The sequence below is a fragment of the Microbacterium sp. cf332 genome (assembly GCF_900102175.1).
Lineage (GTDB): Bacteria > Actinomycetota > Actinomycetes > Actinomycetales > Microbacteriaceae > Microbacterium.
Map to the genome: position 1 here is coordinate 298,839 of NZ_FNKN01000003.1, position 26,808 is coordinate 325,646.

General features: G+C 71.1%; 25 protein-coding genes and 1 tRNA gene. 19 read left to right on the forward strand and 7 right to left on the reverse strand.

The genetic code is table 11. The features are described 5' to 3' along the window. Both BLT21_RS12995 and BLT21_RS13000 read left to right on the forward strand, forming a co-directional pair. Positions 1-1,047 carry an ABC transporter permease gene (locus tag BLT21_RS12995; protein ID WP_091502819.1) on the forward strand — a complete coding sequence of 349 codons (1,047 nt, stop codon included), beginning with the start codon at positions 1-3 and terminating at the stop codon, positions 1,045-1,047. After that, positions 1,044-3,290: an exo-beta-d-1,3/1,6-glucosidase gene (locus BLT21_RS13000; protein ID WP_091502821.1), complete on the forward strand. Its 2,247-nt coding sequence runs from the start codon at positions 1,044-1,046 to the stop codon at positions 3,288-3,290. Before BLT21_RS12995 ends, BLT21_RS13000 begins: the two co-directional genes overlap by 4 nt. Positions 3,291-3,360: 70 nt before the next feature. Here BLT21_RS13000 and BLT21_RS13005 read toward each other — a convergent pair whose 3' ends face one another. Then, complete coding sequence (locus tag BLT21_RS13005) at positions 3,361-3,957, reverse strand: TetR/AcrR family transcriptional regulator (protein WP_091502822.1); 597 nt, start codon at positions 3,955-3,957, stop codon at positions 3,361-3,363. Positions 3,958-4,246: 289 nt separating this feature from the next. Here BLT21_RS13005 and BLT21_RS13010 point away from each other — a divergent pair, with 289 nt between their 5' ends. The 4 genes from BLT21_RS13010 to BLT21_RS13025 all read left to right on the forward strand — a co-directional run bounded on the left by BLT21_RS13010 (position 4,247) and on the right by BLT21_RS13025 (position 8,232). Beyond that, positions 4,247-5,692 carry a hemolysin family protein gene (locus tag BLT21_RS13010; RefSeq protein ID WP_091502824.1) on the forward strand — a complete coding sequence of 482 codons (1,446 nt, stop codon included), beginning with the start codon at positions 4,247-4,249 and terminating at the stop codon, positions 5,690-5,692. Continuing rightward, on the forward strand, positions 5,689-6,711 hold the full coding sequence (locus BLT21_RS13015; protein WP_091502825.1) for a CNNM domain-containing protein: 1,023 nt from the start codon (positions 5,689-5,691) through the stop codon (positions 6,709-6,711). The genes BLT21_RS13010 and BLT21_RS13015 overlap by 4 nt, the downstream gene beginning before the upstream one ends. 136 nt (positions 6,712-6,847) lie before the next feature. Then, positions 6,848-7,450, forward strand: a complete 603-nt coding sequence (locus tag BLT21_RS13020; RefSeq protein WP_218125823.1) for a TetR/AcrR family transcriptional regulator — start codon at positions 6,848-6,850, stop codon at positions 7,448-7,450. Continuing rightward, positions 7,447-8,232 carry an NAD(P)H-dependent oxidoreductase gene (locus BLT21_RS13025; protein WP_091502827.1) on the forward strand — a complete coding sequence of 262 codons (786 nt, stop codon included), beginning with the start codon at positions 7,447-7,449 and terminating at the stop codon, positions 8,230-8,232. Before BLT21_RS13020 ends, BLT21_RS13025 begins: the two co-directional genes overlap by 4 nt. Before the next feature lie 55 nt (positions 8,233-8,287). Here BLT21_RS13025 and BLT21_RS13030 read toward each other — a convergent pair. The 3 genes from BLT21_RS13030 to BLT21_RS13040 all read right to left on the reverse strand — a co-directional run bounded on the left by BLT21_RS13030 (position 8,288) and on the right by BLT21_RS13040 (position 9,703). Then, positions 8,288-8,360 (reverse strand) — tRNA-Arg (locus BLT21_RS13030). A 49-nt stretch (positions 8,361-8,409) separates the two neighbouring features. Then, a complete protein-coding gene (locus tag BLT21_RS13035) occupies positions 8,410-9,216 on the reverse strand; it encodes an SGNH/GDSL hydrolase family protein (RefSeq protein WP_256336071.1) in 807 nt (268 codons plus the stop codon). A gap of 79 nt (positions 9,217-9,295) precedes the next feature. Further along, complete coding sequence (locus tag BLT21_RS13040; protein ID WP_091502830.1) at positions 9,296-9,703, reverse strand: RidA family protein; 408 nt, start codon at positions 9,701-9,703, stop codon at positions 9,296-9,298. A gap of 95 nt (positions 9,704-9,798) precedes the next feature. On the opposite strand from BLT21_RS13040, the gene BLT21_RS13045 reads away from it, so the two are divergent. Genes BLT21_RS13045 through BLT21_RS13055 form a run of 3 tightly spaced genes read left to right on the forward strand, consistent with a single transcriptional unit; the run spans position 9,799 to position 13,171 of the window. Then, positions 9,799-10,626 (forward strand): transglutaminase-like domain-containing protein, encoded by an 828-nt coding sequence (locus BLT21_RS13045; RefSeq protein ID WP_091502831.1) that lies wholly within the window; start codon positions 9,799-9,801, stop codon positions 10,624-10,626. Positions 10,627-10,686: 60 nt separating this feature from the next. Continuing rightward, positions 10,687-12,354: an arginine--tRNA ligase gene (locus tag BLT21_RS13050; protein ID WP_091502833.1), complete on the forward strand. Its 1,668-nt coding sequence runs from the start codon at positions 10,687-10,689 to the stop codon at positions 12,352-12,354. Positions 12,355-12,358: 4 nt separating this feature from the next. After that, positions 12,359-13,171 (forward strand): LmeA family phospholipid-binding protein, encoded by an 813-nt coding sequence (locus BLT21_RS13055; protein ID WP_091502834.1) that lies wholly within the window; start codon positions 12,359-12,361, stop codon positions 13,169-13,171. 39 nt (positions 13,172-13,210) lie between these two features. Here BLT21_RS13055 and BLT21_RS13060 read toward each other — a convergent pair whose 3' ends face one another. Next, the gene (locus BLT21_RS13060; protein WP_091502835.1) at positions 13,211-13,723 is read right to left on the reverse strand and encodes a hypothetical protein; all 513 of its coding nucleotides are present in this window, start codon (positions 13,721-13,723) and stop codon (positions 13,211-13,213) included. 37 nt (positions 13,724-13,760) lie between these two features. Here BLT21_RS13060 and BLT21_RS13065 point away from each other — a divergent pair, with 37 nt between their 5' ends. From BLT21_RS13065 to prfA, 6 genes are all read left to right on the forward strand, one after another. After that, positions 13,761-14,357: a YdeI/OmpD-associated family protein gene (locus BLT21_RS13065; RefSeq protein ID WP_091502836.1), complete on the forward strand. Its 597-nt coding sequence runs from the start codon at positions 13,761-13,763 to the stop codon at positions 14,355-14,357. A 131-nt stretch (positions 14,358-14,488) separates the two neighbouring features. Further along, positions 14,489-15,931, forward strand: coding sequence for a diaminopimelate decarboxylase (lysA, locus tag BLT21_RS13070; RefSeq protein ID WP_091502838.1), 1,443 nt, complete (start codon positions 14,489-14,491; stop codon positions 15,929-15,931). Beyond that, on the forward strand, positions 15,928-17,247 hold the full coding sequence (locus BLT21_RS13075; protein ID WP_091502839.1) for a homoserine dehydrogenase: 1,320 nt from the start codon (positions 15,928-15,930) through the stop codon (positions 17,245-17,247). The genes lysA and BLT21_RS13075 overlap by 4 nt, the downstream gene beginning before the upstream one ends. Positions 17,248-17,331: 84 nt before the next feature. After that, positions 17,332-18,261 carry a homoserine kinase gene (thrB, locus tag BLT21_RS13080; protein ID WP_091502841.1) on the forward strand — a complete coding sequence of 310 codons (930 nt, stop codon included), beginning with the start codon at positions 17,332-17,334 and terminating at the stop codon, positions 18,259-18,261. Between the two features lie 151 nt (positions 18,262-18,412). Then, the gene (gene rho / locus BLT21_RS13085; protein ID WP_091502842.1) at positions 18,413-20,629 is read left to right on the forward strand and encodes a transcription termination factor Rho; all 2,217 of its coding nucleotides are present in this window, start codon (positions 18,413-18,415) and stop codon (positions 20,627-20,629) included. Positions 20,630-20,631: 2 nt separating this feature from the next. Further along, positions 20,632-21,708 (forward strand): peptide chain release factor 1, encoded by a 1,077-nt coding sequence (prfA, locus tag BLT21_RS13090; RefSeq protein WP_091502844.1) that lies wholly within the window; start codon positions 20,632-20,634, stop codon positions 21,706-21,708. A gap of 99 nt (positions 21,709-21,807) precedes the next feature. On the opposite strand, the gene epsC is transcribed toward prfA, so the two are convergent. Beyond that, positions 21,808-22,380, reverse strand: coding sequence for a serine O-acetyltransferase EpsC (gene epsC, locus BLT21_RS13095; RefSeq protein ID WP_091502846.1), 573 nt, complete (start codon positions 22,378-22,380; stop codon positions 21,808-21,810). After that, positions 22,380-23,333 (reverse strand): cysteine synthase A, encoded by a 954-nt coding sequence (cysK, locus tag BLT21_RS13100; protein ID WP_091502848.1) that lies wholly within the window; start codon positions 23,331-23,333, stop codon positions 22,380-22,382. The genes epsC and cysK overlap by 1 nt, the downstream gene beginning before the upstream one ends. A gap of 124 nt (positions 23,334-23,457) precedes the next feature. On the opposite strand from cysK, the gene prmC reads away from it, so the two are divergent. From prmC to BLT21_RS13120, 4 genes are read left to right on the forward strand one after another with little or no spacing between them, the layout of a single operon-like run. After that, complete coding sequence (gene prmC / locus BLT21_RS13105) at positions 23,458-24,339, forward strand: peptide chain release factor N(5)-glutamine methyltransferase (protein ID WP_091502849.1); 882 nt, start codon at positions 23,458-23,460, stop codon at positions 24,337-24,339. Positions 24,340-24,373: 34 nt separating this feature from the next. Continuing rightward, positions 24,374-25,132, forward strand: coding sequence for an L-threonylcarbamoyladenylate synthase (locus BLT21_RS13110; RefSeq protein ID WP_091502851.1), 759 nt, complete (start codon positions 24,374-24,376; stop codon positions 25,130-25,132). After that, positions 25,129-26,280, forward strand: coding sequence for an MraY family glycosyltransferase (locus tag BLT21_RS13115; protein ID WP_091502852.1), 1,152 nt, complete (start codon positions 25,129-25,131; stop codon positions 26,278-26,280). Before BLT21_RS13110 ends, BLT21_RS13115 begins: the two co-directional genes overlap by 4 nt. Next, positions 26,277-26,735 carry a Cg1360 family ATP-synthase-associated protein gene (locus BLT21_RS13120; RefSeq protein ID WP_091502853.1) on the forward strand — a complete coding sequence of 153 codons (459 nt, stop codon included), beginning with the start codon at positions 26,277-26,279 and terminating at the stop codon, positions 26,733-26,735. The genes BLT21_RS13115 and BLT21_RS13120 overlap by 4 nt, the downstream gene beginning before the upstream one ends. Positions 26,736-26,808: the final 73 nt, after the last annotated feature.

The following is a 26,808-nucleotide window of genomic DNA, read 5'->3' on the forward strand; positions in this document are numbered from 1 at the left end:
ATGACGTCCCCGAATCAGCCCACCCCCGACCGTATCGGCAGCCCCGCCACCGCGACGGTGCTCGCCGCTCCGCCGGCGGCTCCCGCCGAGCGCACGTTCGCGACCCAGCTGCGCTCGTCGTTCGCGATGTTCGGGAACCGCAAGTCTCTCGCCGGACTCGCCATCCTGGCGGTGTTCGTCGTCGTCGCGGTGTTCGGCGATCTGATCGCGCCCTACGGGCCGCTCGAGAAGGACTACTCGGCCCTCCGGCAGGCCCCGTCGGGGGCGCATCTGCTCGGCACGACACACATGGGCGAGGACGTCTTCAGCCAGATCGTCTACGGCACGCGGGGGGTGCTCGTCGTCGGGTTCCTCGCGGGCATCATGGGCACGGCCATCGCCGTCGTGATGGGCGTGATCTCGGGATACACGCGGGGGTGGCGCAGCGAGTCGCTCTCGGCGCTGACGAACGTCTTCCTCGTCATCCCGGGGCTGCCGCTCATCATCATCGTCGCGTCGCAGTTCGAGAACCCGCCGCTCGTCCTCATCGCCGCCGTGCTGGCGATCACCGGATGGGCGTGGGGCGCCCGCGTGCTCCGAGCCCAGACGATGTCGCTGCGCAACCGCGACTTCATCCAGGCGGCCCGCGCCAACGGCGAGCCGCTGCGGCGCATCATCTTCGTCGAGATGCTCCCGAACCTCATGGCGATCATCGCCTCGAGCTTCGTGGGGACCGTCACCGCCGCGGTGCTGGGTCTGACGACGCTGGCCTTCATCGGGGTCATCCCCATCAGCAACCTCAACTGGGGCACCATCCTGTTCTGGGCGCAGCAGAACGGCGCCTTCCCGGACTACTGGTGGTGGTACATCCCCGCTGGTCTGTGCATCGCGTTCCTGGGCGTCGCGCTCTCGCTCATCAACTTCGGCATCGACGAATACGTCAACCCGCGCCTCCGATCGGCCGGGGAACGCGCCCGAGCGATGAAGAAGCGCGGGCTCGACGTCAACGACGCCGTCACCGCGGTACGCGCACCCGCATCCCCCGACCGGAAGGCCACCGACCGATGACGAGCCCCACCATCGCCCCCGCGCCGCCGTTCCGCCAGCCCGCCCTGCCGATCCCGGAACGCGTCGCCGACCTGCTGTCGCGGATGACCCTCGAGGAGAAGGTCGGGCAGATGCTGCAGCTCGACGCGCGCGACGACCTCGCCGACCACGTGCTCTCGCGTCACGTCGGGTCGATCCTGCACACGTCGCCCGAACGCATCCTCGAGGCGCGCGAGCTGACGCAGCGCACGCGCCTGCGCATCCCGCTGCTTGTGGGCGAGGATTGCATCCACGGCCACTCCTTCTGGCCCGGGGCCACGATCTATCCCACCCAGCTCGGCATGGCGGCGAGCTGGGATGCGGATCTGCTCGAACGCGTCGCGCGGGCGACCGCCGAGGAGGTCGCGGTCACCGGCATCCACTGGACCTTCTCGCCGGTGCTCTGCATCGCGCGCGACCTGCGCTGGGGCCGAGTAGGGGAGACGTTCGGCGAAGATCCGTTCCTCATCGGCGAGCTCGCCTCGGGGATGGTGCGCGGGTATCAGGGGACGGGCCTCGGCGACCCATCGGCGATCCTCGCCACCGCCAAGCACTTCGCCGGCTACTCCGAGACCCAGGGCGGCCGCGACGCGAGCGAGGCCGACATCTCGCGACGCAAACTGCGGTCGTGGTTCCTGCCGCCGTTCGAGCGCGTCGCCCGCGAAGGGTGCCGCACGTTCATGCTCGGCTATCAGACGACCGACGGCGTGCCGATCACGACCAACGACTGGCTGCTCAACGACGTCCTCCGCGGCGAGTGGGGATACGGCGGGACCCTCATCACCGACTGGGACAACGTCGGACGCATGGTCTGGGAGCAGCGCGTGCAGCCCGACTACGTCCACGCGGCTGCGGCGGCGGTGACCGCCGGCAACGACATGGTCATGACCACGCCGCGGTTCTTCGAGGGTGCACTCGAGGCCGTCGAGCGGGGGCTGCTTGTAGCGGACGCCTTCGACGCCGCCGTGGCGCGCATCCTCACCCTGAAGTTCGAACTCGGTCTGTTCGAGGACCCGCGGCTGCCCGCCGCGAACCGCGACGAGGTCGTGGGAGCCGCGGCGCACCGGGAGCTCAACCTCGAGGTCGCTCGTCGCTCGCTCGTGCTGCTCGAGAACGACGGCGTGCTGCCGCTCGATCCGGAGCGGACGAGGCGCGTCGCGGTCGTCGGACCGCTCGCCGACGACGCGCAGACGCAGCTGGGCGACTGGGCGGGTGGCTCGGGTCAGGCCGGCTGGCTCGACGGGCAGCCGCGCGAGATGATCACGACCGTGCTCGACGGTCTGCGCAGCATCGCGCCGTGGGATGTCGTCCACGCGCGGGGCGCCGACATCCTCACCCTGGAACCGGATCCCGCCGGGCCCACCTTCCCCGACGGGCAGCCACGACCGCCCGTGCTCCATGCATGCGAGCCGGACGACGAGCTCATCTCGGCCGCCGTCGCCGCGGCCGAGCGATCCGACGTGGTCGTCGCCGTCGTCGGCGACCGCATCGAACTCGTGGGGGAGGGGCGCTCGACCGCGACCCTCGAGCTCATCGGCGGGCAGCGGGCGCTCCTGGACGCCGTCATCGACACGGGCGTTCCCGTGGTCGTCGTCCTCCTGGCGTCCAAACCGCTCGTCCTGCCCGCCTCGGTCTCGAGGGCGGCAGCCGTCGTCTGGGCCGCCAATCCCGGCATGGCCGGCGGCGCCGCGCTCGCCGAGCTGCTGACCGGGGCCATCGAGCCCTCCGGACGGCTGCCCATCTCGTTCCCGCGCCACGTCGGGCAGCAGCCGACCTACTACAACCAGGTGCGCGGTCAGCACGGCGACCGGTACGCGGACCTCACCCAGGCGCCGGCGTGGGCCTTCGGGCAGGGCCTGTCGTACACGACCGTCGAGTACCGCGGCGTCGCGCTCGCCGACACCGAGGTCGATCCCGCCGGGACGGTCGTGGTCGACGTCGAGGTCTGCAACACCGGCGCCCGTCCCGTGCGCGAGACCGTGCAGCTCTATGTGCGCGACGTCGTCACCAGCGCCAGCTGGTGCGACCGCGAGCTCAAGGCCTACCGGCAGGTCGAGCTGAGCCCCGGTGAGGTGCGCACGGTTCGGATCGAGCTCGCGGCCGCTGCCTGCACGATCGTCGACGCGAGCGGTCGCCGCGTGGTCGAGCCCGGCGAATTCGACGTGCTCGTCGGAGCGTCATCCCGGCCGGAGGACCTGACGGCGGCGAGGTTCCGCATCCGCTGAGGGGCCGACGCGCGGCGCCGGGGACGGGACCGCGCGCCGGCGGCGCCGATCCGGCGGCAGGCCTCGTCCCTCAGTCGGCCGTGCGCACCCCGAGGTGCAGCAGGGCCGAGCGTGCCGTGAGGTCGGCGAGGTGCTCGTCGAGCGGCGCGCCGAGCGGCAGCAGAGCGCGGGCCAGGACCGGACCGATGAGCAGGTCGGAGATCTCGTCGCTGTCGACGTCGACGCTCTCGAGCTCGCCTCGCGCCACAGCCGCGTCGATGACGCGCCGCACCCGGTCGCGACGTGGCCGGATGAACTCGCTGAAGTAGAGCGCCGAGAGCTCGGGTGCCGTCCGGGCGGCGCCGAGCAGTCCGACGATGCTGTTGCGCATGACCGGGTCGGCGAGCATCGCCACCTCCTCGCGCTGCATCGCGCGCAGGTCGCCGGCGAGGGTGCCCGTGTCCGGTTGGGCGCCCGCACCGAACCGGCGCTGGAGAACCGTCAAGGCGAGATGCGCCGTGCTGGAGAATCGGCGGTAGAAGGTCGGCCGCGTGGTGCCGACCTCGCTGACGAGTCCGTCGACCGTGAGGGCGGAGAAGCCCTTCTCGGCCATGACCCGTTCCGCGGCCCGGAGGAGGTCCTCCGTGATGCCCTGCGTGTGCGGGCGACCGACTCTGCTAGCGGACATCCCGCAACTGTAATCGCGATGCGCCGAGAATCGCGGTGGAGCCCCCCATGCGCTTCGTCGCGCGGATCTTCACCGCGACCTTCGGCGGACCGTGACCGGGTGAGGCCCACGTTACAGCGTCAGACGTAACGCCCGGATGCTGCCAGCGCCGGCCGTCTCCGATGCCGCTATCCTGTGATTGCCCACCCGTGCCCTATCGAGAAAGAACACCCGTGAGCAATCGCCATTCCTCCACCGACCAGGAGGGTCGATCTTCGTACCCCCTCGCTGAGAGAGGGGGTGAATCCGAATGATCGAGGCAGTTCTGACACTGCTGCTCGGCATCCTGCTGACACTGGCGATCATCGCCGCCTGCGGCTTCTTCGTCGCGCAGGAGTTCGCGTACATGTCCGTCGATCGGTCGCGCATGGCCGCCCGGGCCGAGAAGGGCGATGCGCAAGCAGCACGTGTGCTGGCCATCACCAAGCGCACGTCCTTCATGCTCTCGGGCGCGCAGCTCGGCATCACCGTGACCGGCCTGATGATCGGCTACGTGGCCGAACCGCTGATCGGCGAATCGATCGGCACGCTCCTCGGCGGCGTCGGCATCGACCCGGCCGTCTCGGTGCTGATCGGCACCGTGGGCGCGTTGGTGCTCGCGACCGTCGTGACCATGATCTTCGGCGAGCTGTATCCGAAGAACCTCGCCATCGCGAGCCCCGAGCCGCTCGCCCGTGCGCTGGCGGTGCCCACCCGCATCTACCTGCTGCTCTTCGGCTGGCTCATCACCGTCTTCGACGTCGCAGCCAACGCCCTGCTCCGTCTGCTCCGCATCGAGCCGCTCGAGGACGTCGACGAGAGCGCGACCGCCCGCGACCTCGAGGCCATCATCGAGGAGTCCCGCGCGAGCGGCGACCTCCCCGACGATCTGTCGATGATCATCGACCGCATCCTCGACTTCCCGCAGCGCGACGTCGAGCACGCGATGGTGCCGCGCTCGCGCATCGACTCGATCTCGCCCGACACCACGGTGGGCGAGGTGCGCGCTCTGATGGCCACCGGCCACACGCGCTACCCGGTCATCGGCCACGAGGACGACCCCGTCGGTGTCGTCGAGCTGATCGACCTGCTGCGCGGGCACTACGCCGACGACGCGCCGGTGTCGACCATGATGCGCGAGGCCGTCGTGCTGCCGACGACGATGCAGCTGCCCGTCGCGCTCGACCGCATGCGGCAGACGCGGAACGAGCTCGCGTGCGTCGTCGACGAGTACGGCAACTTCGACGGCATCCTCACGATCGAGGACCTGACCGAAGAGGTCATCGGCGAGATCTCCGACGAGCACGATCTCGACGTCCACGAGATCGTCAGCGTCGGGGACGACCACTGGCGTCTGCCCGGCGACATCCACCTCGACGAGGTCGAGCGCCTCATCGGCTACGACCTGCCGAGGGACGACGCCGAGACCATCGCCGGACTCATCATCAGCGAGCACGGCGACCTGCTGCCGGAGGGCGCGGTCGTACGCATCGACCTGCCCGAGCGTGCGTCCGAGACCGTGCAGGGCCTGCGGATGCAGCGCTGGCTCGACGTCGAGGTGGCCGAGGTCGCCCGACTGGTCCCGTCGGAGCTCGTCGTGCGTCTGCACGAGGTGGATCTCGACGCCGACGCCGATGATGCCGAGCTGACAGCCCATACCGGGGGCGGCGATGCCGTCGTCGCGGCCGGCGCGCCCGACGAGGAGGTCACCCGATGAGCTGGTGGGTCGTTACGATTATCACGATCGCGCTCATCGTCGCGAGTGCGTTCTTCGTCATCGTCGAGTTCGCGCTGCTCGCCGCCCGGCGACACCGGCTGGAAGAGGAGGCCGACCGCAGCGCGTCTGCGCGCGCGGCGCTGCGCGGTGTCAACGAGCTCACCGTCATGCTCGCCTTCGCCCAGCTGGGCATCACTGCGTGCACGTTCCTGCTCGGTGCCATCACCAAACCGGCGATCGACTACGCGCTCGCGCCCGTGTTCGAGCAGTGGGGTCTGCCCTACGTCCTCGCCGACATCATCGCCTTCATGCTGGCCCTGATCGTGGTGACGTTCCTCCACCTCGTCATCGGCGAGATGGCCCCGAAGTCGTGGGCGATCGCGCATCCCGAGGTTGCGGCGAAGGCCACGGGCATCACGGCGCGTGCTCTCACGTGGCCGCTGCGTCCGTTCCTGCTGTGGATCAACCACATCGCCAACCGGCTCGTGAAGGCGTCGGGCGTCGAGCCCGTCGAGAAGGCCGCCGCCGGCGGTCAGGATGCCGACACGATCCGCGAGCTCGTCGCGCACTCGCGCGCGGCGGGGACGCTCGAGGTGCAGTACTCCGAGCCCATCGCCCGCGCGATCGCGCTCGGCTCGCTGACCGTCGGCGACATCGTGCGCACCGACCGCGTGCCTACGTCGGTGCCCGTCACGGCGACCGCCGCCGACGTGCAGGCCGTCGCCGCGTCGTCGAGCCACTTGCGCATCCTGGTGGGTGAGGGGGCCTCGAGCCGGGTGGCGCACGTCCGCGACACCCTCGCCGTCGCTCCTGACACTCCGGCGATCGACATCGCCCGGGAAGCGCTCGTCGTGGGCCCGGACGCCTCGGCCTACGACGCCCTCGCACGCATGCGCCGCGGGCACGTGCAGCTCGCGACGGTCGTCGACGGCGACCGGCTGCTCGGGGTCGTCACGCTCGACGACCTGCTGCGCGAGGTGCTCCCGGGTGCTGCCGACAGCGAGCTGATCACGAACTGACCGGGTCGGCCGGTCGCCCGGCATGCTCGCATGGCAGATCGCGCCCCTTCCTCGTGAGGATGTGGGCGCGATCTGCCGGGTGAACCCAGCCCAGTCTCGCCCCCTAAGCTACTATCGGTAACTTAAGGGGGGCGAGATGGACGACGAAGGACCGCGGCGCCGGATGCCGCGACACGAGCGGCGGGCGCAACTGTTGGCCGTCGCCCGCGAGCTGATTCACGACGCGGGGACCGACGAGTTCACCCTGGGGCGTCTCGCCGAACGCGCGGGTGTGACCAAGCCGATCGTCTACGACCACTTCGGCGACCGCGCCGGCGCGCTCGCCGAGCTCTACCGGGCGTTCGAGGAGCAGCAGCGCGCGAGCCTGACCGCAGCACTGGCGGGCGCGGACCCGACGCTCGGCTCGGTGTGCGCCGCCGTCGCCGGCGCCTACATCGACTGCTCGCTCGCCGAGGGGCGCGAGCTCGCCGACGTCGTGTCGGCGCTGGCCGGCTCGGCGACCCTCGCCGAAGTGCGCCGCGAGGCGGAGGAGGCCTATCTCGCGCTGTGCCGCGAGGCGCTCGCGACCTGCGGCGGGCGGTTCGACCACGCCGCCGCGCGAGCTGTGGTCGGCGCCGGCGACTCTCTTTCGCGCGCGGTGCTCGAGCACCGCATCAGCGCCGGCTCTGCCCGTTCGGCCCTGTCCCGCGTGCTGCACGCCCTTGCTCACCCATCCGACGACCGACCGGAGGCATCATGACCCTTTCGCACGAACCGACGCCGAACACCGCGCACTGGGTGCTCGCCCACCCGCGCGGCTCGTCGCTGAACGCTCACCTGTTCCGCGAGGGCACAGCCGAGCTGGCGAAGACGCACACCGTAGCGACATCCGATCTGTACGCCGACGGCTTCCGGCCCGTCTTCACCGATCCGGAGCTCGACGTCACCCTCGGTCGGGCCTCCGGAGCGCCCGGCGGTACGTATGGGCAGGTCGCGTTCCCCGACGACGTCATCGAGGAGCAGCGCAAGCTCGCCGCCGCCGAGCTGCTCGTGCTGCAGTTCCCGCTGTGGTGGTACGGGCCGCCCGCGATCCTCAAGGGCTGGATCGACCGCGTGCTCACCAACGGATTCGCCTACGGCGACATGGACCCCGAGCTCGGCGTCCCGCGCCGCTACGGCGACGGTGGACTCTCGGGACGGCGCGCGCTCGTGGTCGTCACGGTGGGGGAGGACGAACGCTCGATCGGAGAGCGCGGCATCAGCGGAGACCTCGGCTCGCTGCTCTTCCCGCTGACCCACGGCGCCCTCTGGTACGTCGGCATCGAGGCCCTCGACCTGCACGTCGTCTACGACGCGGACGGCCTGGATGTCGCCGGCGTCGACCGCGAGACGGAGCGCCTGCGCGCTCGCATCGCGGGCCTCGGGATGGAGCAGCCGCGGCGGTACCGCGCGCTGCGCGACGGCGATTACCAGGGAACGCGGGCGCTGCGCAGCGACATCCATCCCGGCCGGACCGATTTCGGCATCCACCTGGCCGACTGATCGGTTGCGGTACGGCGAAGGGGAGCCGGCGAACCGACTCCCCTTCTTCCGTGTGTGCCCCCGACTGGAATCGAACCAGCGACCTTTGGTACCGGAAACCAACGCTCTATCCCCTGAGCTACGGAGGCGTGCCGATCGAGACTATCACCGCGCGAGGTCGTGATTCGACCACGCGCGTCAGGGGACGAGGGGCTCCGGCGCGGGCTCGGCGGCGACGGCGGGTGCTTCGGTGATGGCGGCGATGTCGGACGCGAGACGGTCGGCGAGGTAGGCGTGGCCGGCGGTGGACGGGTGGTCGCGACCGGTCGCGCTCGTGTCGATCACATCGAGGTAGTTCGCGTCGGTGATCCAGTCCTCCGCGATGGGGGAGAGGTACCACCAGCCTCGCGCGGCGGCGAGGTCGGCGAGGTCGCGGTCGATGCGCGCGGTCTGCGCCTCGACCGGGAGCACCTGGGGCGCGGGTCCGAGGACGACGATGCGGGCGTCGGGGTAGGTGTCGGCCAGCGCATCCCACGCGGCGTTCACGGCGTCGCGGTAGCCCGTCTCGCCCTGCTTGCGGTCGTTGATCGAACCCTGCACGATCACCAGGTCGGGGTCGAGGGCAGGATCCAGCGCCGCGATCCGCTCGCCGAACGCCGGTCCGTCGATGCCGGGCTTGAGGTATCCGCTGCCGCGCACTCCGTCGACGATGGTCGTCCAGCCGGTGCGCTCGGCCACGACGTAGGCGTATCCGAGGGTCGGGTCGGATGCTGCGGAGCCGTAGGTCCACGAGTCACCGAAGATCAGCACGCGCGCACCGGCGGGGAGCGCGAGCGGAGCTGCATCCACCGCGGTGACCGCTCCGTCGGCGGCGGCGACGGGCGCGGCGGTGGGGGCGGACCACGGGCGCAGGAACGCCGTCAACGCGAGGGCGACGACGGCTGCCGAGATCGCCGAGACCGCCCACACGGTCCTGCGGCGAGGACGGTCGTTTCGGCTCTGCACACGCTGAGGGTACGTCATCCGATCGTCAGGCACGTACACGCGTTACGCGGCCACCCGCCCGTCGCGACGCAGCGGGCGGTCAGTCGCGGACGGCGGCGACGGCTTCGATCTCGACGAGCTGGTCGTCGTAGCCGAGCACGGTCACACCCAGGAGGGTGCTCGGCACGTCGTGGTCGCCGAAGGCGTCGCGCACGACCTCCCACGCCGTCACGAGGTCGGACTGCGATGACGATGCGACGAGCACGCGCGTGCTGATGACGTCCTCGATCGTGGCTCCGGCGGCCGCGAGCGCGACCCGCATGTTGTCGATGCAGGATGCCGCCTGAGCTGCGTAGTCCCCGACGCCGACGGTGGTTCCATCGGCCGCGAGCGGGCACGATCCCGCCAGGAAGACGAGCCGGGCGTCCGCCGGCGCGGTGGCGGCGTACGCGTACTCGGCGGCGTCCGACAGGGCCGCCGCGCGGATCAGGGTGACGGTCTTCGCCATGGTGCGCTCCGGGGTTTCAGGGTCGGAATCCAGCCTGCCACGCCCCCGGACGCGACCCGACCCGAGGGCTGCTTCGCGCGTGCGAGGATTGCCCGGTGCAGCGCATCCTGACGGCCGAACTCGACCTCCAGATGACCGGTCCCGTCGACGTCATCCTGCAGGTCGCCGCGTCGCGCGCCGCGTCGTTCAGCGAGGAGCGCCTGAGCGTCTCGCTGGCCGGGCAGGAGGTGCCGGTGACCGAGCTCGTCGACCCGCCCGGCGACCCGGCCGGTAGCCGCATCCACCGCATCTCCGGCGCGCCGGGCACGGTTGTCGTTCGTTACCGAGCGGTCGTCGACGGCACCGCCGCACCGGCCCCGACGAGCGACCTCGACGCGATCGCCTACCTGCGTCCGAGCCGGTACGCGCAGTCGGACGAGGTCTTCGCGCAGGCGCGACGGCAGTTCCGCGGCCTGCAGGGGCGCGAGCTCGTCTCAGCGATCAGCGACTTCGTGGCCACGAGCACGACCTACGCCCCGGGGCTCAGCCTCGGCACCGACTCCGCGGTGACGACGCTCGCGAGCGGCCAGGGCGTGTGCCGCGACTACGCCCACCTCGTCATCGCCCTCCTGCGTGCGATGGACGTGCCGGCCCGGTACGCCGCCTGCTACGCGCCGGGCCTGCGACCCATGGACTTCCACGCGGTCGCCGAGGCTTACCTCGACGGCGCGTGGCACGTCATCGACGCGACCCGGCTCTCGAACCGGCGCGGTCTCGTCCGCATCGCGACCGGGCGGGATGCCGCGGACTGCGCGTTCCTGAGCTACTACGGCGGCAACATCGCGCTCACGCATCTTCGCGTGGACGCCGAGGTCGCCGGGGGAGACGCGGCGTTCGACGACGCGTCCGCCGACGACCACGAGGCGTTCGTCTCCATCGCCTGAGTCCGACGGCCGTCGCGTTCATCCGCGAGGCACCGACAGCCCGCCTAGAATCGGAGGGCTATGAATCCCGATGCCCTCGCCGAAGCACTCCTGTCCGTCGTCGCCCCCCTCGCCGAGGCGCGACGCCCCGGGTCGAGCGAAGGTCTCACCGCCGCCGACTTCGTCCTCGAGCGGCCGAAGAACCGCGACCACGGCGACTGGGCCTCGAACGCTGCGATGAAGCTCGCGAAGAAGGTCGGGACCAACCCCCGCGAGTTCGCGACCGAGATCGCGGACGCGCTCGCCGAGACCCCCGGAGTGGCCTCGGTCGAGGTCGCCGGCCCCGGGTTCATCAACATCCGTCTGGATGCCGCCGCCGCCGGCGCGCTCGCCCGCCAGATCGTCGAGCTCGGCTCGGCCTTCGGACGCAACGACAGTCAGACCGGAAACTCGATCAACCTCGAGTTCGTCAGCGCCAACCCCACCGGTCCGATGCACATCGGTCACACGCGGTGGGCGGCCCTCGGCGACGCCATCGCCCGGCTGCTCCTCGCGAGTGGCGCCGAGCTCGTGCGCGAGTTCTACATCAATGACGCGGGTGCGCAGATGCAGCGGTTCGGCCGCTCGGTGCTCGCGAGCGCGAAGGGGGAGCCGACTCCGGAGGACGGCTACCCGGGCGCCTACATCGACGAGCTCGCGCAGCGCGTGCTCGCCGCTCGCCCCGACCTGCTGACCCTGCCGCAGGACGAGCAGGAGCAGATCGCGCTCGACCTCGGGTACGAGCTGCAGATGGCCGACCTGAAGGACTCGCTCGAGAAGTTCAACGTCCACTTCGACGTCTTCTTCAGCGAGCGGCTGCTGCACACCACGCCCGCCGATGGCGGCCCGAGCCTCGTCGACCAGGCCGTCGATCGGCTGCGTGCGCAGGGGCACGTGTTCGACCAGGACGACGCCGTGTGGGTGCGGACCACCGACTTCGGCGACGATAAGGACCGCGTCATCCGGCGCTCGAACGGCGAGTACACCTACTTCGCCGCCGACGCCGCGTACTACCTGAACAAGGGCGACCGCGGCTTCGCGCACAAGATCTATCTGCTCGGCGCCGACCACCACGGCTACGTCCACCGTCTGAAGGCCCTCGCGGGTGCCGCGGGCGACGACCCGGAGAAGGACATCGAGGTGCTCATCGGGCAGCTCGTCTCGATCAACGGCGCGCGCCTGTCGAAGCGTGCGGGCAACATCATCGAGCTCGACGACCTGCGCGACTGGCTCGGCACCGACGCGCTGCGGTACTCGCTCGCGCGCTACCCGGCCGACTCGCCTCTGACACTCGACCCCGAGATCCTGCAGAAGCGCACCAACGACAACCCTGTCTTCTACGTGCAGTACGCCCACGCGCGCACGCACAACGTGGCGCGCAACGCCGCCGACTCGGGTGTGACGCGCGACGCGTTCGCTCCGGAGCTGCTCGATCACGAGACCGAATCGGCTCTGCTGGGTGCCCTCCAGGAGTTCCCCCGCATCGTCGCCTTCGCCGCCGAATTGCGCGAGCCGCACCGCGTCGCCCGCTATCTCGAAGAGCTCGCGAGCCTCTACCACCGGTGGTACGACACCTGCCGGGTCACGCCGCTCGGCGACGAGGAGGTCACCGACACGCACCGCACGCGCCTGTGGTTGAACGACGCGACCGGCCAGGTGCTCCGCAACGGCCTCGACCTGCTGGGCGTCAGCGCGCCCGAACGGATGTGACGACGTGAGCGGTGCGACGCAGCCGACCCTCCCGCTGCCGGAGGCGAGCGCCGCTCCCGCGCGCCGCCGACGCCGCGCGCTTCCCTGGATCATCGCCCTCGTGGTGGTCGTCGGGCTCGCCGTCGCGGCCTGGTTCATCGCCGAGAGCATCACGCGCAGCATCCTGACGAACACGGTGCGCGAGCAGGTCATCACCCAGCTCGCGCTTCCGGAGGACCAGCAGATCGACGTCGGATTCGACGAGCCGGTGCTGCCGCAGGTCATCGGAGGCAGCCTCGACCGCCTCGACATCGCGAGCGACGACGTGCCGCTCGGCGACGTGCTCGCCGACGTCTCGGTGCGCGCGACGGACGTGCCGATCCGCGGCGACGGCGACATCGGCTCGGCCGACGCGACCGTCGTGTTCGCTGAGGATCAGCTCGAGATCCTGCTCTCGCAGGTGTCCGGCGTCTCGGGCGCCGGGCTGACCCTCGACCCGCCGAACGTGACGGTCGACGTGGACATGCCGGTCTTCGCCGTGTCGGTGGCCGTCGGTCTCGATCTCACTCCGAGCGCCGTCGACGGCGACATCGTGCTCACGCCGACCGCGGTCCGGCTCGGCAACGCCGAACTGACCGGCGACGGACTGCGCGACCGATTCGGTTCCGTGGTCGACGGCGTCGTTCGCGACTATCCGATCTGCATCCGCGACCGGCTGCCCGCGGGGCTGACGCTGCGCGAGGTGCACGTGGAGCCGTCCGCGCTGGTGGCCGAGGTCGACGTCGACGGTGCGATCATCCGCGACGCGTCGCTGCAGGCCGACGGCACCTGCTCCTGACCCGCGAGCCGCTCGCGGTCCGCGCGGCGGCAGCGGTGCTCAGTGACCGTGGGCGAGCAGCAGCGCGACCGCCACGAGGGCGACGAGGCCGAGCAGCAGCGTCGACGCCACGAGTCGCTGCACGATGCTCAGCCCCGTACGGGCGCTCGCGAGGAGCACGACCCCGACCAGCACCGCCGCGTCGACGACGATGCCGATGATGAGGGCGGTGTCGAGGTCGATCAGCCCGCCCAGGGCGAGCAGGAGTGCGAGCAGCGGAAACGACGCTGTCCCGAGGGCGACGACGGCGGTTCGGGCCATGACGGCGAGCTCGCGCCCGCGGGGGAACTGCCGGTGACCGATCTGATGCGCGATGACCTCGGCCACGAAACCCGCCGCAGCGATCGCGAAGATGCCGACGACGAGCGCGAAGATCGACTCGCCGACCGTCACGTGACCGGCCGTCAGCAGCCCTGCGAGGATCGCGAGACCGGTGACGGTCGCGTAGATCCGTTCCTTCAGGGCGCCGATGCGTTCCTCGAGCTCGGGCCCCTGCGCGCTGTCGTTGCTCATCTCGACCTCCTGCGCCAGGCTACAAGCGGGAGGGACGATGACCGCAGCGGTCGATGAGCGCCCCGCGCCGCTGATCGTGGCGGATGCGGCGGCCTGGCGGGCCTGGCTCGACGCCAACGAGTCGACATCCGACGGGGTGCAGGTCGTGATGGCGAAGAAGGGGGTGACGGACCCGACCTCGTTGACCTACGCCGAGGCTCTCGACGAGGCCCTCTGCAGCGGCTGGATCGACGGCAGGCGCAACTCCCGAGACGCCACCACCTTCCTGCAGCTCTTCACGCCGCGACGAGCGCGCTCGATCTGGTCCGAACGGAATGTCGGGCTCATCGAGCGCCTGATCGCCGAGGGGCGGATGCGCCCCCGCGGGCAGGTCGAGATCGACCGGGCCCGTGCCGACGGCAGGTGGGACCGGGCTTATGCCGGTCCGGCCGCGGCTGTCGCGCCTCCCGACCTGGTGGCGGCACTCGCCGAGCATCCCGCGGCGTCGGAGCGGTTCGCCGCTCTCGGAGCGACGGCTCGGTACGCGGTGCTGCATCCGATCCTCAGCGCGCCCTCCGACGCGGCGCGCGCGGCTCGCATCCGGCGCGCGATCGAGCGCCTCGCGGGCGATGACACCGCGCCCGGAGGGCGGTGACGAAGCGCACTGCGGCGGCCTCGACGCCCGACGTCACGAGGATCGGGCCCGTGCGGCGGGTGTCCTAGACTGGCGGCACCGTCGCGGCCCCGTCTGCCGGACGGTCAGCGCTCCTCCCGATTGGTGTTCCCGTGTCCGCGTCCGACGTCCGCCCCGCCGTGCCGGAATGGCTGCTCCCTCCCGCCGACGCCAACGACCTCGTCGAAGCCGTCTGGCCGCCGCGCGCCGAGCGCGATGACGCCGGTGTGCTCTCGATCGCGGGCGTGAGCGTCGCCGACCTCGCCGCCCAGTTCGGCACGCCCCTCTACGTGCTCGACCAGGATGCCGTCGTCGCCGAGGCGCGTCGCGTGCGCGAGGCGTTCGCCGCCGCCGCCGCCCGCCACGGCACGACCGCCCGCGTGTATTACGCGAGCAAGGCGTTCCTGAGCACCGAGGTGGTGCGCTGGGTCACCGGCGAAGGCCTCGCGATCGACGTGGCGACCGGGGGCGAGCTCGCCGTCGCGCTCGCCGCCGACGCCGACCCGGCGCGCATCGGGCTGCACGGCAACAACAAGTCGCGGCTCGAACTCGCCCGGGCCGTCGAGCTCGGCGTCGGTTCGGTCATCGTCGACAGTCTTATCGAGATCGATCGGCTCGCCGAGATCGCCGCCGCCCGGGGCGCGGTCCAGCCCGTCCTCGTCCGGGTGAACAGCGGTGTGCACGCCGAGACGCACGACTTCCTCGCCACGGCCCACGAGGACCAGAAGTTCGGATTCGCCCTGACCGACGCCGAGTCGGTCGTGGCCCGGATCCGCGAGCTGCCCTCGCTGCGCTTCATCGGGCTGCACTGCCACATCGGCTCGCAGATCTTCGGCACCGCGGGGTTCGCCGAGTCGGCATCCCGCCTGGTCTCCGTCCACGCCCGGCTGCTCGCCGACGGCGAGGTCCCCGTCATGAACCTCGGCGGCGGGTTCGGCATCGCCTACACGAGCGTCGACGACCCCACCCCGATCGAGGAGCTGGCCGACGGCATCGTCGCCGCCGTGGCGCGCGAGTGCGCGGCACACGGCATCCCGCTGCCGACCCTGGCGTTCGAACCCGGACGCGCGATCGTCGGCCGGGCCGGCGTGACGCTGTACGAAGTCGGCACGACCAAGCCCGTGCGGGTCAGCGACGAGCTCGAGCGTCTCTACGTGAGCGTCGACGGCGGCATGAGCGACAACGCGCGTCCCGCCCTGTACGGCGCGGCGTACTCCGCGCGGATCGCCAGCCGGTCGAGCGACGCTCCCGCGGCGCTGTCGCGGGTCGTCGGACGGCACTGCGAGTCGGGAGACATCGTCGTGGACGCCGAGTACCTGCCCGGCGACGTCGCTCCCGGCGACCTGCTGGCCGTGCCGGCCACCGGTGCCTACTGCTTCTCGCTCGCCAGCAACTACAACTATGTCCCGCGCCCGCCGGTCGTGGCGGTCGCGGGCGGGAGCGCCCGCGTGATCGTGCGCGGCGAGACCATCGACGACCTGCTCGCCCGCGACGCGGGCATCCCCACCGAAGGAGCCGAATGCGAAACACCGAGCCAGCGAAGCGGGTCGAAGTGACGGACTACCGCCGCCTGCGCGTCGCGCTGCTCGGCGCCGGAGCCGTCGGCTCCCAGGTCGCCGCGCTCCTCCTCAAGCACGGGGACGAGCTCGCCGACCGGGCCGGTGCGGCTCTCGACCTCGTGGGCATCTCGGTACGCGACCTCGATGCGCCGCGCGACGTCGACCTGCCGCGCGAGCTGCTGACGACCGACCCCGAGTCGCTGCTCGTCGGGTCGGACATCGTCATCGAACTCATGGGCGGGATCGAGCCCGCCCGCACCAGCATCCTGCAGGCGATCGGCGCCGGAGCCGACATCGTCACCGCGAACAAGGCGCTCCTGGCCACGCACGGTCCGGAGCTGTTCGAGGCGGCCGACCAGGTCGGTGCCTCGATCTACTACGAGGCCGCGGCCGCCGGCGCCATCCCGATCATCCGCCCGCTGCGCGACTCGCTCGCCGGCGACCGAGTGCAGCGCATCATGGGCATCGTCAACGGCACGACGAACTACATCCTCGACCGCATGGACCGCGAAGGCTCCGACTTCGCCGAGGTCCTCGCCGACGCGCAGGCCCTCGGCTACGCCGAGGCCGATCCCACGGCCGACATCGAGGGGTACGACGCCGCGCAGAAGGCGGCGATCCTCGCGTCGCTGGCCTTCCACACGGCGGTGCCGCTGAGCGCCGTCCACCGCGAGGGCATCACCCGCATCGACGCCGACATGATGGATGCCGCGCGCAAGGCCGGCTTCGTCATCAAGCTCCTGGCGGTGTGCGAGCGGCTCTCCGACGCCGAGGTGTCGCCCTCGGGAGAGACGATCTCGGTGCGCGTCTACCCGGCTCTCGTTCCCCGTGAGCACCCGCTCGCGAGCGTGCACGGCGCGAACAACGCCGTGTTCGTGCAGGCCGAGGCCGCGGGAGACCTCATGTTCTACGGCGCCGGCGCCGGCGGTGTGCAGACCGCCTCGGCCGTGCTGGGCGACGTCGTGTCGGCGGCTCGCCGCCACATCGCCGGCGGGGTCGGCGTGGGGGAGTCCACCCGCGCGAACCTGCCCGTCGTCCCCATCGGGCACGTGACCACCCGGTACCAGATCACCCTCGAGGTCGAGGACCGTCCGGGCGTGCTCGCCGCCGTAGCGGGCCTGCTCAGCGACGGACGGGTGTCGATCGCGACGCTCGAGCAGTCGATCGTCGGAACGGAGGGCGACGAGACCGCCCGCCTCGTCGTCGGTACGCACCTCGCACGCGAGCAGGACCTGAGCGACGCCGTCGCCGCCCTCAGCGCGAGCGGCGTCGTGCAGCGCGTCGTGTCGGTCCTGCGCGTGGAGGGCGACTGACGTGGCGCGCCTCCGCGATGCCATGTCGTCCGCGATCGGCACCGGCACCGACACGTCTCTCGTCGGCGTAGCCCGGGTGATCGCATGAGCCGCTCCGTCCAGGTGCGCGTGCCCGCGACCAGTGCGAACCTCGGCCCCGGGTTCGACACCCTCGGGCTCGCCCTCAGCGTGTACGACGAGCTGATCGTGACCGAGCTGCCCGAGCCGGGCCTCGAGATCACCGTCTCGGGCGAGGGCGCCGGCGAGGTGCCCACCGACGCCTCGCACCTCGTGGTACGGGCAATGGCGTACGCCTACGAGGCCTTCGGACGCACGATGCCGGGTCTGCGGCTCGAGGCCGTCAACGCGATCCCGCACGGGCGGGGCATGGGCTCGTCCGGCGCCGCCGTCGTCTCGGGCCTGCTCGCGGCCAAGGGCCTGCTCGCCGGTGACGTCGAGATCGGCGCCGAGGCGCTGCTGCGTCTGGCGACCGAGCTCGAGGGACATCCCGACAACGTCGCCCCGGCCCTCTTCGGCGGCCTCACGATCGCCTGGGTCGACGAGCACGGCCCGCAGCACAAGAAGCTGCTCGTCCATCGCGGCGTCGCGCCGCTGGTGTTCGTGCCCGACTTCACGATGTCGACCTCTGTCGCCCGCGGCTTCGATCCGCTGCAGGTGACGCGCGAGGACGCGATCTTCAACCTCTCGCGATCGGCGCTGCTCGTCGCGGCCCTCACGCAGAGCCCCGACCTGCTGCTCGCCGCCACCGAGGACAAGCTCCACCAGTCGTACCGGGCGCAGGCGATGGTCGAGACCGACCGGCTCGTCCGCGCTCTGCGCGCGGAGGGTTTCGCGGCGGTCGTGTCGGGCGCGGGCCCGAGCGTGCTGGTGCTCGCGGACGGTCCCGGGCAGCGTCTCGCCGCCGCCAGGATCGCCGCCGATATCACAGACACCCCGTGGGATGCGCGGATGCTGGCCGTCGATGTACGCGGTGGTATGGTGAGGGACCATACGGAGGGTTCCACACCACTGTGATCTGAGCCTCCGTCGCAATTCTGCGAATCACCGCGAACACCCCTGATCCATACCCCGTGCCGTCGGCCGGACGCGTGTGGCAGGTGGAGGGCGCCCGCCGTGGACGGCGCCGACGCGGTTCTGTCATGTCCACCGTGTAAGAGGAGAACTCGTGGAGTCCAACTCCGAGAACCTGACGATCGACGAGACCGTCGACGCCCCGACCGAGGGGTCCGCCGAGCAGCAGGACGTCGTCGCCGACGCGCCTGCCGAAGACGCGACGACCGCGGCTCCCGCCCCCGAGGAGGAGACTCCCGAGGAGGCGGAGGTCGCCGACGTCGCTGCCGAGGCTCCCGCCGAGCCCGCACCGGACGCATCCGCCCCGGAGAGCGCCCCCGAAGAGACGGCACCGGCCGCTGAGGAGGCCCCCGTCGACACCGCGGAGGTCGCCGAGAAGCCGGCGAAGGCGCCGCGCAAGCGCGCTCCCCGCCGTGCGAAGAGCACGGATGTCGCGCCGGCGCCCGCCGCCGACGAGACGCCCGCCGAGGCACCCGTCGCCGACGCTGCTGCCGCTGCTGATGCTCCCGTTGCCGAGACGGCCGTCGCCGACACGGCCGTCGCTGACGCTGCGGGAGGTGCCGAGGCTGTCGAGGCCCCCGCCGAAGCCGAGGCGCCGAGCGCCGATGCGCAGCCCGCCGCCGACGCGCAGGCCGCCGCCGATGCCGAGCCCGCCGAGGCGCCGAAGAAGACCGCACGCGGTCGCGGTCGTGGCCGCAACGCGAAGAAGGACGCCGAGCCCGAGGCGGCTTCGAGCGACGAGGCGGCCGCCGCCGACGCGGCACCCGCCGAGAGTGCCTCGGAGGCACCGTCCGAGCAGGCCGCCGAGGGCGAGTCGAACGGCGACGAGTCCGCGAAGACGGACGGCGGCGAGGGCGAGGGCGAATCGTCCGGACGCTCGCGCAGCCGGTCGCGCAGCCGCAACCGCAACCGCAACAAGGACAATGCCCAGAACGGCGCCGCGGGCAACCAGGGCCAGAACGGTCAGGCCTCGGGCGGGAACCAGAACCCGGGCGGGAACCAGAACCAGAACCAGGGCGGGAACCAGAACCAGGGCGGCAACGCCGGTCCCGACGACGACGACGCCCCGGGCCAGAACGGCCGCGGTCGTCAGCGCAACAAGCGCCGCGGCCAGGGCGGTGGCGACGAGTTCGACACCGAGATCAACGAGGACGACATCCTCATCCCGATCGCCGGCGTGCTCGACGTCCTCGACAACTACGCGTTCGTGCGCACCACGGGCTACCTGCCGGGCACGCAGGACGTCTACGTCTCGCTCGGCCAGGTCAAGAAGTACAACCTGCGCAAGGGCGACGCGGTGGTCGGCGCGATCAAGCAGCCCCGCGAGGGCGAGCAGTCGAGCCGCCAGAAGTACAACGCGCTCGTCAAGGTCGACTCGATCAACGGCCTGTCGGTCGAGGATGCGGCGACCCGCGTCGAGTTCGGCAAGCTCACGCCCCTGTACCCGCAGGAGCGGCTGCGCCTCGAGACCGGCCCCGAGAAGCTGACCCAGCGCATCATCGACCTCGTCGCCCCGATCGGCAAGGGCCAGCGCGGCCTCATCGTCGCGCCGCCCAAGGCGGGCAAGACGATCGTGCTGCAGCAGATCGCCAACGCCATCGCGCAGAACAACCCCGAGGTGCACCTCATGGTCGTTCTCGTCGACGAGCGCCCCGAAGAGGTCACCGACATGCAGCGCACGGTCAAGGGCGAGGTCATCGCGTCGACCTTCGACCGTCCCGCCGAGGACCACACCACGGTCGCCGAGCTCGCCATCGAGCGCGCCAAGCGTCTGGTCGAGCTGGGCCGCGACGTCGTCGTGCTGCTCGACTCGATCACCCGTCTCGGACGCGCATACAACCTGTCGGCGCCCACGTCGGGCCGCGTCCTGACCGGCGGTGTCGACGCGTCGGCGCTCTACCCGCCGAAGCGGTTCTTCGGCGCGGCGCGCAACATCGAGAACGGCGGCTCGCTGACGATCCTCGCCACGGCGCTCGTCGAGACCGGATCCAAGATGGACGAGGTCATCTTCGAGGAGTTCAAGGGCACGGGCAACAGCGAGCTGCGCCTGTCGCGTCAGCTGGCCGACAAGCGCATCTTCCCGGCCGTCGACGTCAATGCCTCGTCGACGCGTCGCGAGGAGATGCTGCTCTCGTCCGACGAGGTCAAGATCACCTGGAAGCTGCGCCGCGCCCTCGCCGGGCTCGACCAGCAGCACGCCCTCGGCGTCATCCTCGACAAGCTCAAGGAGACGCAGTCCAACGTCGAGTTCCTCGTGCAGATGCAGAAGTCGATCCCGGCGCCGAACGCGCACGACAACAGCATCCGCTGATCGTGTTCGAGTCCGTCCGGGGGCTGCTCGACGAGCACCGCGCGGTCCAGGAGGAGCTCTCCGACCCCGCGGTGCACGCCGACGCCGCGCGCGCGAAGCGCGTCAACCGCCGGTACGCCGAACTGTCGCGGATCGTCGCGGCCCACGATGCGTGGGTCGCGGCGTCCGACGACCTCGAGGCGGCGCGCGAGCTCGCGCGTGACGACGAGGCGTTCGCCGCTGAGGTGCCGGTCCTCGAAGAGGGGCTGCGCGAGGCGCAGGAGCGCCTCCGCCGACTGCTCATCCCGCGCGACCCCGACGACGCGCGCGACGTGATCATGGAGATCAAGCAGGGCGAAGGGGGAGCGGAATCCGCTCTCTTCGCCGCCGACCTGCTGCGGATGTACATGCAGTACGCCGCGTCGCGCGGCTGGAAGACCGAGCTGCTGGAGCGCAACGAATCCGACCTCGGCGGCTTCAAGGACGTCCAGGTCGCCATCAAGGGGTCGTCGTCCGACCCCTCGCAGGGTGTGTGGGCCCACCTCAAGTACGAGGGCGGCGTGCACCGCGTGCAACGCGTGCCCGCCACCGAGTCGCAGGGCCGCATCCACACGTCGACGACGGGCGTGCTCGTGTTTCCCGAGGTCGACGAGCCCGAAGAGGTCACGATCGACCCGAACGATCTCAAGATCGACGTCTTCCGTTCGTCGGGACCGGGCGGGCAGTCGGTCAACACGACCGACTCCGCGGTGCGCATCACGCATGTTCCGACGGGCATCGTCGTCTCGATGCAGAACGAGAAGAGCCAGCTGCAGAACCGCGAGGCGGGCATGCGCGTGCTCCGGGCGCGGCTGCTCGCGAAGCAGCAGGAGGAGCGGGATGCCGCGGCATCCGATGCCCGCCGTTCGCAGATCCGCGGCATGGACCGTTCCGAGCGCATCCGCACGTACAACTTCCCTGAGAACCGCATCGCCGATCACCGCACCGGCTATAAGGCCTACAACCTCGATCAGGTCATGGACGGCGCGCTCGCACCGGTCGTCGACAGCTGCATCGCCGCCGACGAAGAGGCTCGTCTGGCCGCCCTCGCCGACGACTGACTTCCCACCCCCACCCCGTCGACTCGCCGGAATCTGCGGGTCAGGCGACCCCTGCACCCGCCGTTGCTGGCGAGTCGACGGAGCACCGCGACGGGGGAGTCAGATGTGGTACTCGGGCGCGGTCAGCACCGCGCGGGTGTCGTCGCCTTCGCGGCGCGGCCGCGGCTTGGCGGGCACTCCGACCAGCACGGAATCGGCCGGCGCGTCCTTCGTGACGACGGCGTTGGCGCCGACGACGCTCCCGGCGCCGATCGTGATCGGGCCGAGGATCTTCGCCCCCGCGCCCACGGCCACGCCGTCCTCGAGCGTGGGGTGGCGCTTGCCGGCGTGCCGGGTGCGGCCGCCCAGCGTGACCCCGTGGTAGAGCATGACGTCGTCGCCGATGACCGCGGTCTCGCCGATCACGACGCCCATGCCGTGGTCGATGAAGAAGCGCCGCCCGATCTCGGCACCCGGGTGGATCTCGATACCGGTGAACCACCGGGTGACCTGAGACCCGGCGCGCGCGAGGAAACGCGCGCGCCGGGTCCAGAGTCGATGCGTGATGCGATGCGACCACACCGCGTGCAGCCCCGGGTACAGCAGCGCGATCTCGAGGCCGCTGCGCGCCGCGGGGTCGCGGAGCTTCGCGGCGGCCAGATCTTCGCGGATGCGTGCTCGGAGCGTGCCCATCAGTCTTCGCGGAGGCCCTCGAACAGCGGGGTCGAGAGGTAGCGCTCGCCGAACGACGGGATGATCACGACGATGTTCTTGCCCTCGGCCTCGGGACGTGCCGCGACCTGCAGGGCGGCCCAGACGGCGGCGCCCGACGAGATGCCGACGAGGATGCCCTCCTTCTGCGCCACCTCGCGCGCGACCCGGATCGCGTCGTCGAACGTGACGTCCTGCACCTCGTCGATGACGCCCTGATCGAGGATCGGGGGGATGAAGTTCGGGCCGATGCCCTGGATCTTGTGCGGGCCCGGCTTGCCCTCGGTCAGCAGCGGCGAGTCCTTCGGCTCGACGGCCACGACCTGCACGTCGGAGACCCGCTCCTTGAGCACCTGGCCGACGCCCGTGATGGTGCCGCCCGTGCCGATGCCGGCGACGAAGTAGCCGACCTGCCCGTCGGTGTCGCGCAGGATCTCCTCCGCGGTCGTGCGGCGGTGGACCTCGGGGTTCGCCTCGTTGGCGAACTGCTTCGCGAGCACGGCCCCCGGCGTCTCGGACGCGATCTTCTCCGCCTCCGACACGGCGCCCTTCATCCCGAGCGAGGGGTCGGTCAGGACCAGCTCGGCGCCGTACGCCTTCAACAGCAGGCGGCGCTCGATCGACATCGACGAGGGCATCGTGAGGATGACGCGGTATCCGCGTGCGGCGCCGACCATGGCGAGCGCGATGCCGGTGTTGCCGCTCGTGCCCTCGACGATCGTTCCGCCGGGCTGCAGCGCGCCGGCCTTCTCGGCGGCGTCGACGATGGCGATGCCGAGGCGGTCCTTGACCGACGACGCCGGGTTGTAGAACTCGAGCTTGGCGAGCACGGTGCCCGGCAGGCCCTCGCTGACCCGGTTCAGACGCACGAGAGGGGTGTTGCCGTACGCGGTGGTGATGTCGGGATGGATGCCGTGGGTGACCGGTTCGGACATGACTGCCTTTCGGGTTTCGAGCGGATGCCGCGACGCGGCGGGATCAGCGCCCAGCCTATTGTCGCCGTCTGCGCGGGGACCCGAATGTGACGAACACGCACGCCTGACTAGGCTTGTCGGCGCCATGAGCACCGCGACCGCCCCCGTTCCGACCCTGACCGAGGTCCTCCGCGCGGCGACCGCCGAGCTCGCGGCCGCGTTCGTGCCGACCCCGCAGGTCGACGCCGAGCTGCTCGCGGCCCACGTGCTCGGCATCGGTCGCGGCGAGCTCTCGGCGGCCGTCTTCCGCGGCGATGCCATCGAGGCGTCGGCGGCTGCCGAGCTGTCCCACCTGATCGCGCGGCGTGCCGCCCGCGAGCCGCTGCAGCACCTGACCGGCGTCGCTCCGTTCCGGCACCTCGAGCTGCGCGTCGGGCCGGGCGTGTTCGTCCCCCGTCCCGAGACCGAGTCGGTCGCCCAGATCGCCATCGATCTCCTGCGGGCCGTCGCGGGGCCCGAGCCGGTCGCCGTCGACCTCGGCACGGGATCGGGCGCGATCGCCCTCTCGCTCGCGACCGAGGTGCCGCACGCGCGGGTGCACGCGGCGGAGAACTCCGTCGACGCCTTCATCTGGACGAAGGAGAACTTCGCCCTCGTGGGCGCGCCGAACGCGCGGCTCGCCTTCATCGACCTCGAGCACGCGTTCCCGGAACTCGACGGCACCGTGTCGGTGCTCGTCTCCAACCCGCCGTACGTGCCCGACGACGCGATCCCGCGCGACCCCGAGGTGCGGCTGTGGGACCCGCCTGTCGCGCTGTACGGGGGAGCGGACGGGCTCGACGTCGTCCGTACCCTCTCCCGAGTCGGGCTGCGCCTCGTCCACCCCGGCGGCAGCATCGTGATCGAGCACGGCGAGCTGCAGGGCGCCGCGATCCGCGGCATCCTGACCGCCGACGGATGGTCCGCGGCGGCGACGCACCCCGATCTCACGCTGCGCGATCGCACCACGACGGCCGTCCGCTCCTGAGACCGGGCGGCCTCCGCCGTACACTGGAGCGGTCATGTCTCCCGTTTTCGACTGCCGCGACGAGACCCAGGTCCTCCCCGGCATGCGCCAGGCGCGCCAGGCCATCGGCCGGGGCGATCTCATCGTGATCCCCACCGACACCGTCTACGGCGTCGCCGCCGACGCTTTCAGCGCGTCCGCGGTGACCAAGCTGCTCGCCGCCAAGGGGCGGGGGAGGCAGTCGCCGCCGCCGGTGCTCGTCGCCGGCATCTCGACGATGCGCGCGCTCGTCGCAGAGGTCCCCGAGCCGGTCGAGCGACTGGTCGAGGCCTTCTGGCCCGGCGGTCTCACCATCGTCCTGCCCGCCCAGCCGTCGCTGTCGTGGGATCTGGGCGAGACGCGCGGGACGGTCGCGGTACGCATGCCCGCCGATCGATTCGCCCTGGAACTGCTCGAGGAGTGCGGCCCGCTCGCCGTGTCGAGTGCGAACCTGACGAAGATGAACGCGGCCGTCACGATCGACGACGCGATGCGGATGCTCGGCGAGAGCGTCTCGGTCTACCTCGACGGCGGACCGGCGGCCACGGGTGTCGCCTCGACGATCGTCGACGCGACGACGCTCGTCGGACCCGATCCGACCCCGGTGCGGGTGCTCCGCGAGGGTGCGGTCAGCCGCGAAGCGCTGCGTGACGTGCTGGGCGATCTCCTCGAGCCCGACCCGGAACCGGAGCACGCGGAGGCGGCCAACCGCACGCCCGGCGACCCGGGCTCCACGGGCAGCGCCGGCGAGGCCGCCGGCGGCAGCGTCGCGTGAGGCTCTACCTGGCCACATTCGTGGTCACGGCCATCGTCACCTTCGGGCTGACCTGGCTCGTCCTCAAGGTCAGCCTGCGCTACAAGCTTTACCCCGCGATCCGGGAGCGCGACGTCCACAAGACGCCCACTCCCCGTCTCGGTGGCGTCGGGATGTTCCTGGGCGCGGCCGCGGTCATCCTCGCATCGTCGCAGGTACCGTTCTTCTCGATCTTCTGGGCGGAGCCCGAGCCGATCTGGGCCATCCTCGCCGCGACGGCGCTCATCGTGGCGGTCGGCGTCGCCGACGATCTGTGGGACCTCGACTGGCTCATCAAGCTCGGAGCGCAGTTCGCCGCCGCGGCGATCGTCGTGGGCTTCGGCGGCGTGCAGATGTACACCATCCCCGTCGGCGGCCAGACGGTGGTCTCGAGTGCCGCGAGCTTCACCATCACCGTCTTCTCGATCGTCGTCGTGATGAACGCCGTCAACTTCATCGATGGCCTCGACGGTCTCGTCGCCGGCGTCGCGCTGATCGCCAACGGGGTGTTCTTCACCTACACCTACCTGCTGGGCCGCGACTTCGGGGCGAGCAGCTACGCGAACCTCGCCTCGTTCCTCGCGGTGGTGCTGCTCGGGGTGTGCGCAGGCTTCCTGCCCCTCAACTGGAATCCGGCCAAGCTCTTCATGGGCGACTCCGGAGCGCTCATGATCGGGCTGCTCATGAGCTGCTCCGCCATCCTCGTCACGGGAACGCTCGTTCCCGCGACCGGCGACAACGACGTGTTCGGCCGGTCGCAGCTTCTCGGAGCGTTCATCCCGATCCTCCTCCCGGTGGTCGTCGTGCTGCTGCCTCTGCTCGACTTCGGCATGGCCGTGATCCGCAGGATGGCGCGCGGCAAGTCGCCGTTCTCCCCGGACCGCAAGCACCTCCACCACCGCATGCTCGACATGGGCCACAGCGACCGCGATGCCGTCCTCGTCTTCTACGCGTGGACGACGGTCGTCAGCCTCTCGGTGCTGCTCATGTACATCGGCACCACCGCCGCCTGGCCGGGGGACTACCTCTTCGGCCTCGGCTTCCTCGTCCTCGGCGTCGCCGCCTGCCTCGTCGTCACCCTCATCCCCGCCCGGTCCCGGCGGGTCGTCTCATCCGTGGAGAACTCATGAACCAGAAGACCCTGTCGAGTACGCCGATTCTGCGAGCCGCGCTGACGTGGGGGCTCGTCGTCGGTGCCGCTGTCGCTGTCGTCGCCGCCGTCGTGGGTGGGCTCGTCGCCGGATCCGAGGGCGCATGGAGCGGCGTGATCGGCGCGGCTGTAGGGATGATCTTCCCCGCCCTCACTGCGCTCAGCATCCTGATCGCCAACCGCTGGTACGGGCAGGAGATGTTCCTTCCGATCTACTTCGGCATCGTGATGGGTGGCTGGGTCGTCAAGTTCGCCCTCGTGCTCGTCGCGCTCTTGGTCATCAGCCGCATCGACTGGATCGTCTCGCCGATGTTCTTCTTCGCCCTGGTTGCCGCCGCGATCGGAGCGATCACTGTCGATCTCGTCGTGATGGCTCGTATGCGCCTGCCTCACGTGTCGGACACCACCCTGCCGGAGACCAATCCGGAGGTCTGACCGTTCCGGGATTCCGATGACAGGCTGGGCTCGGTTGTTTGATAGGCTGACACAGCACTTCACGGACGGTGGG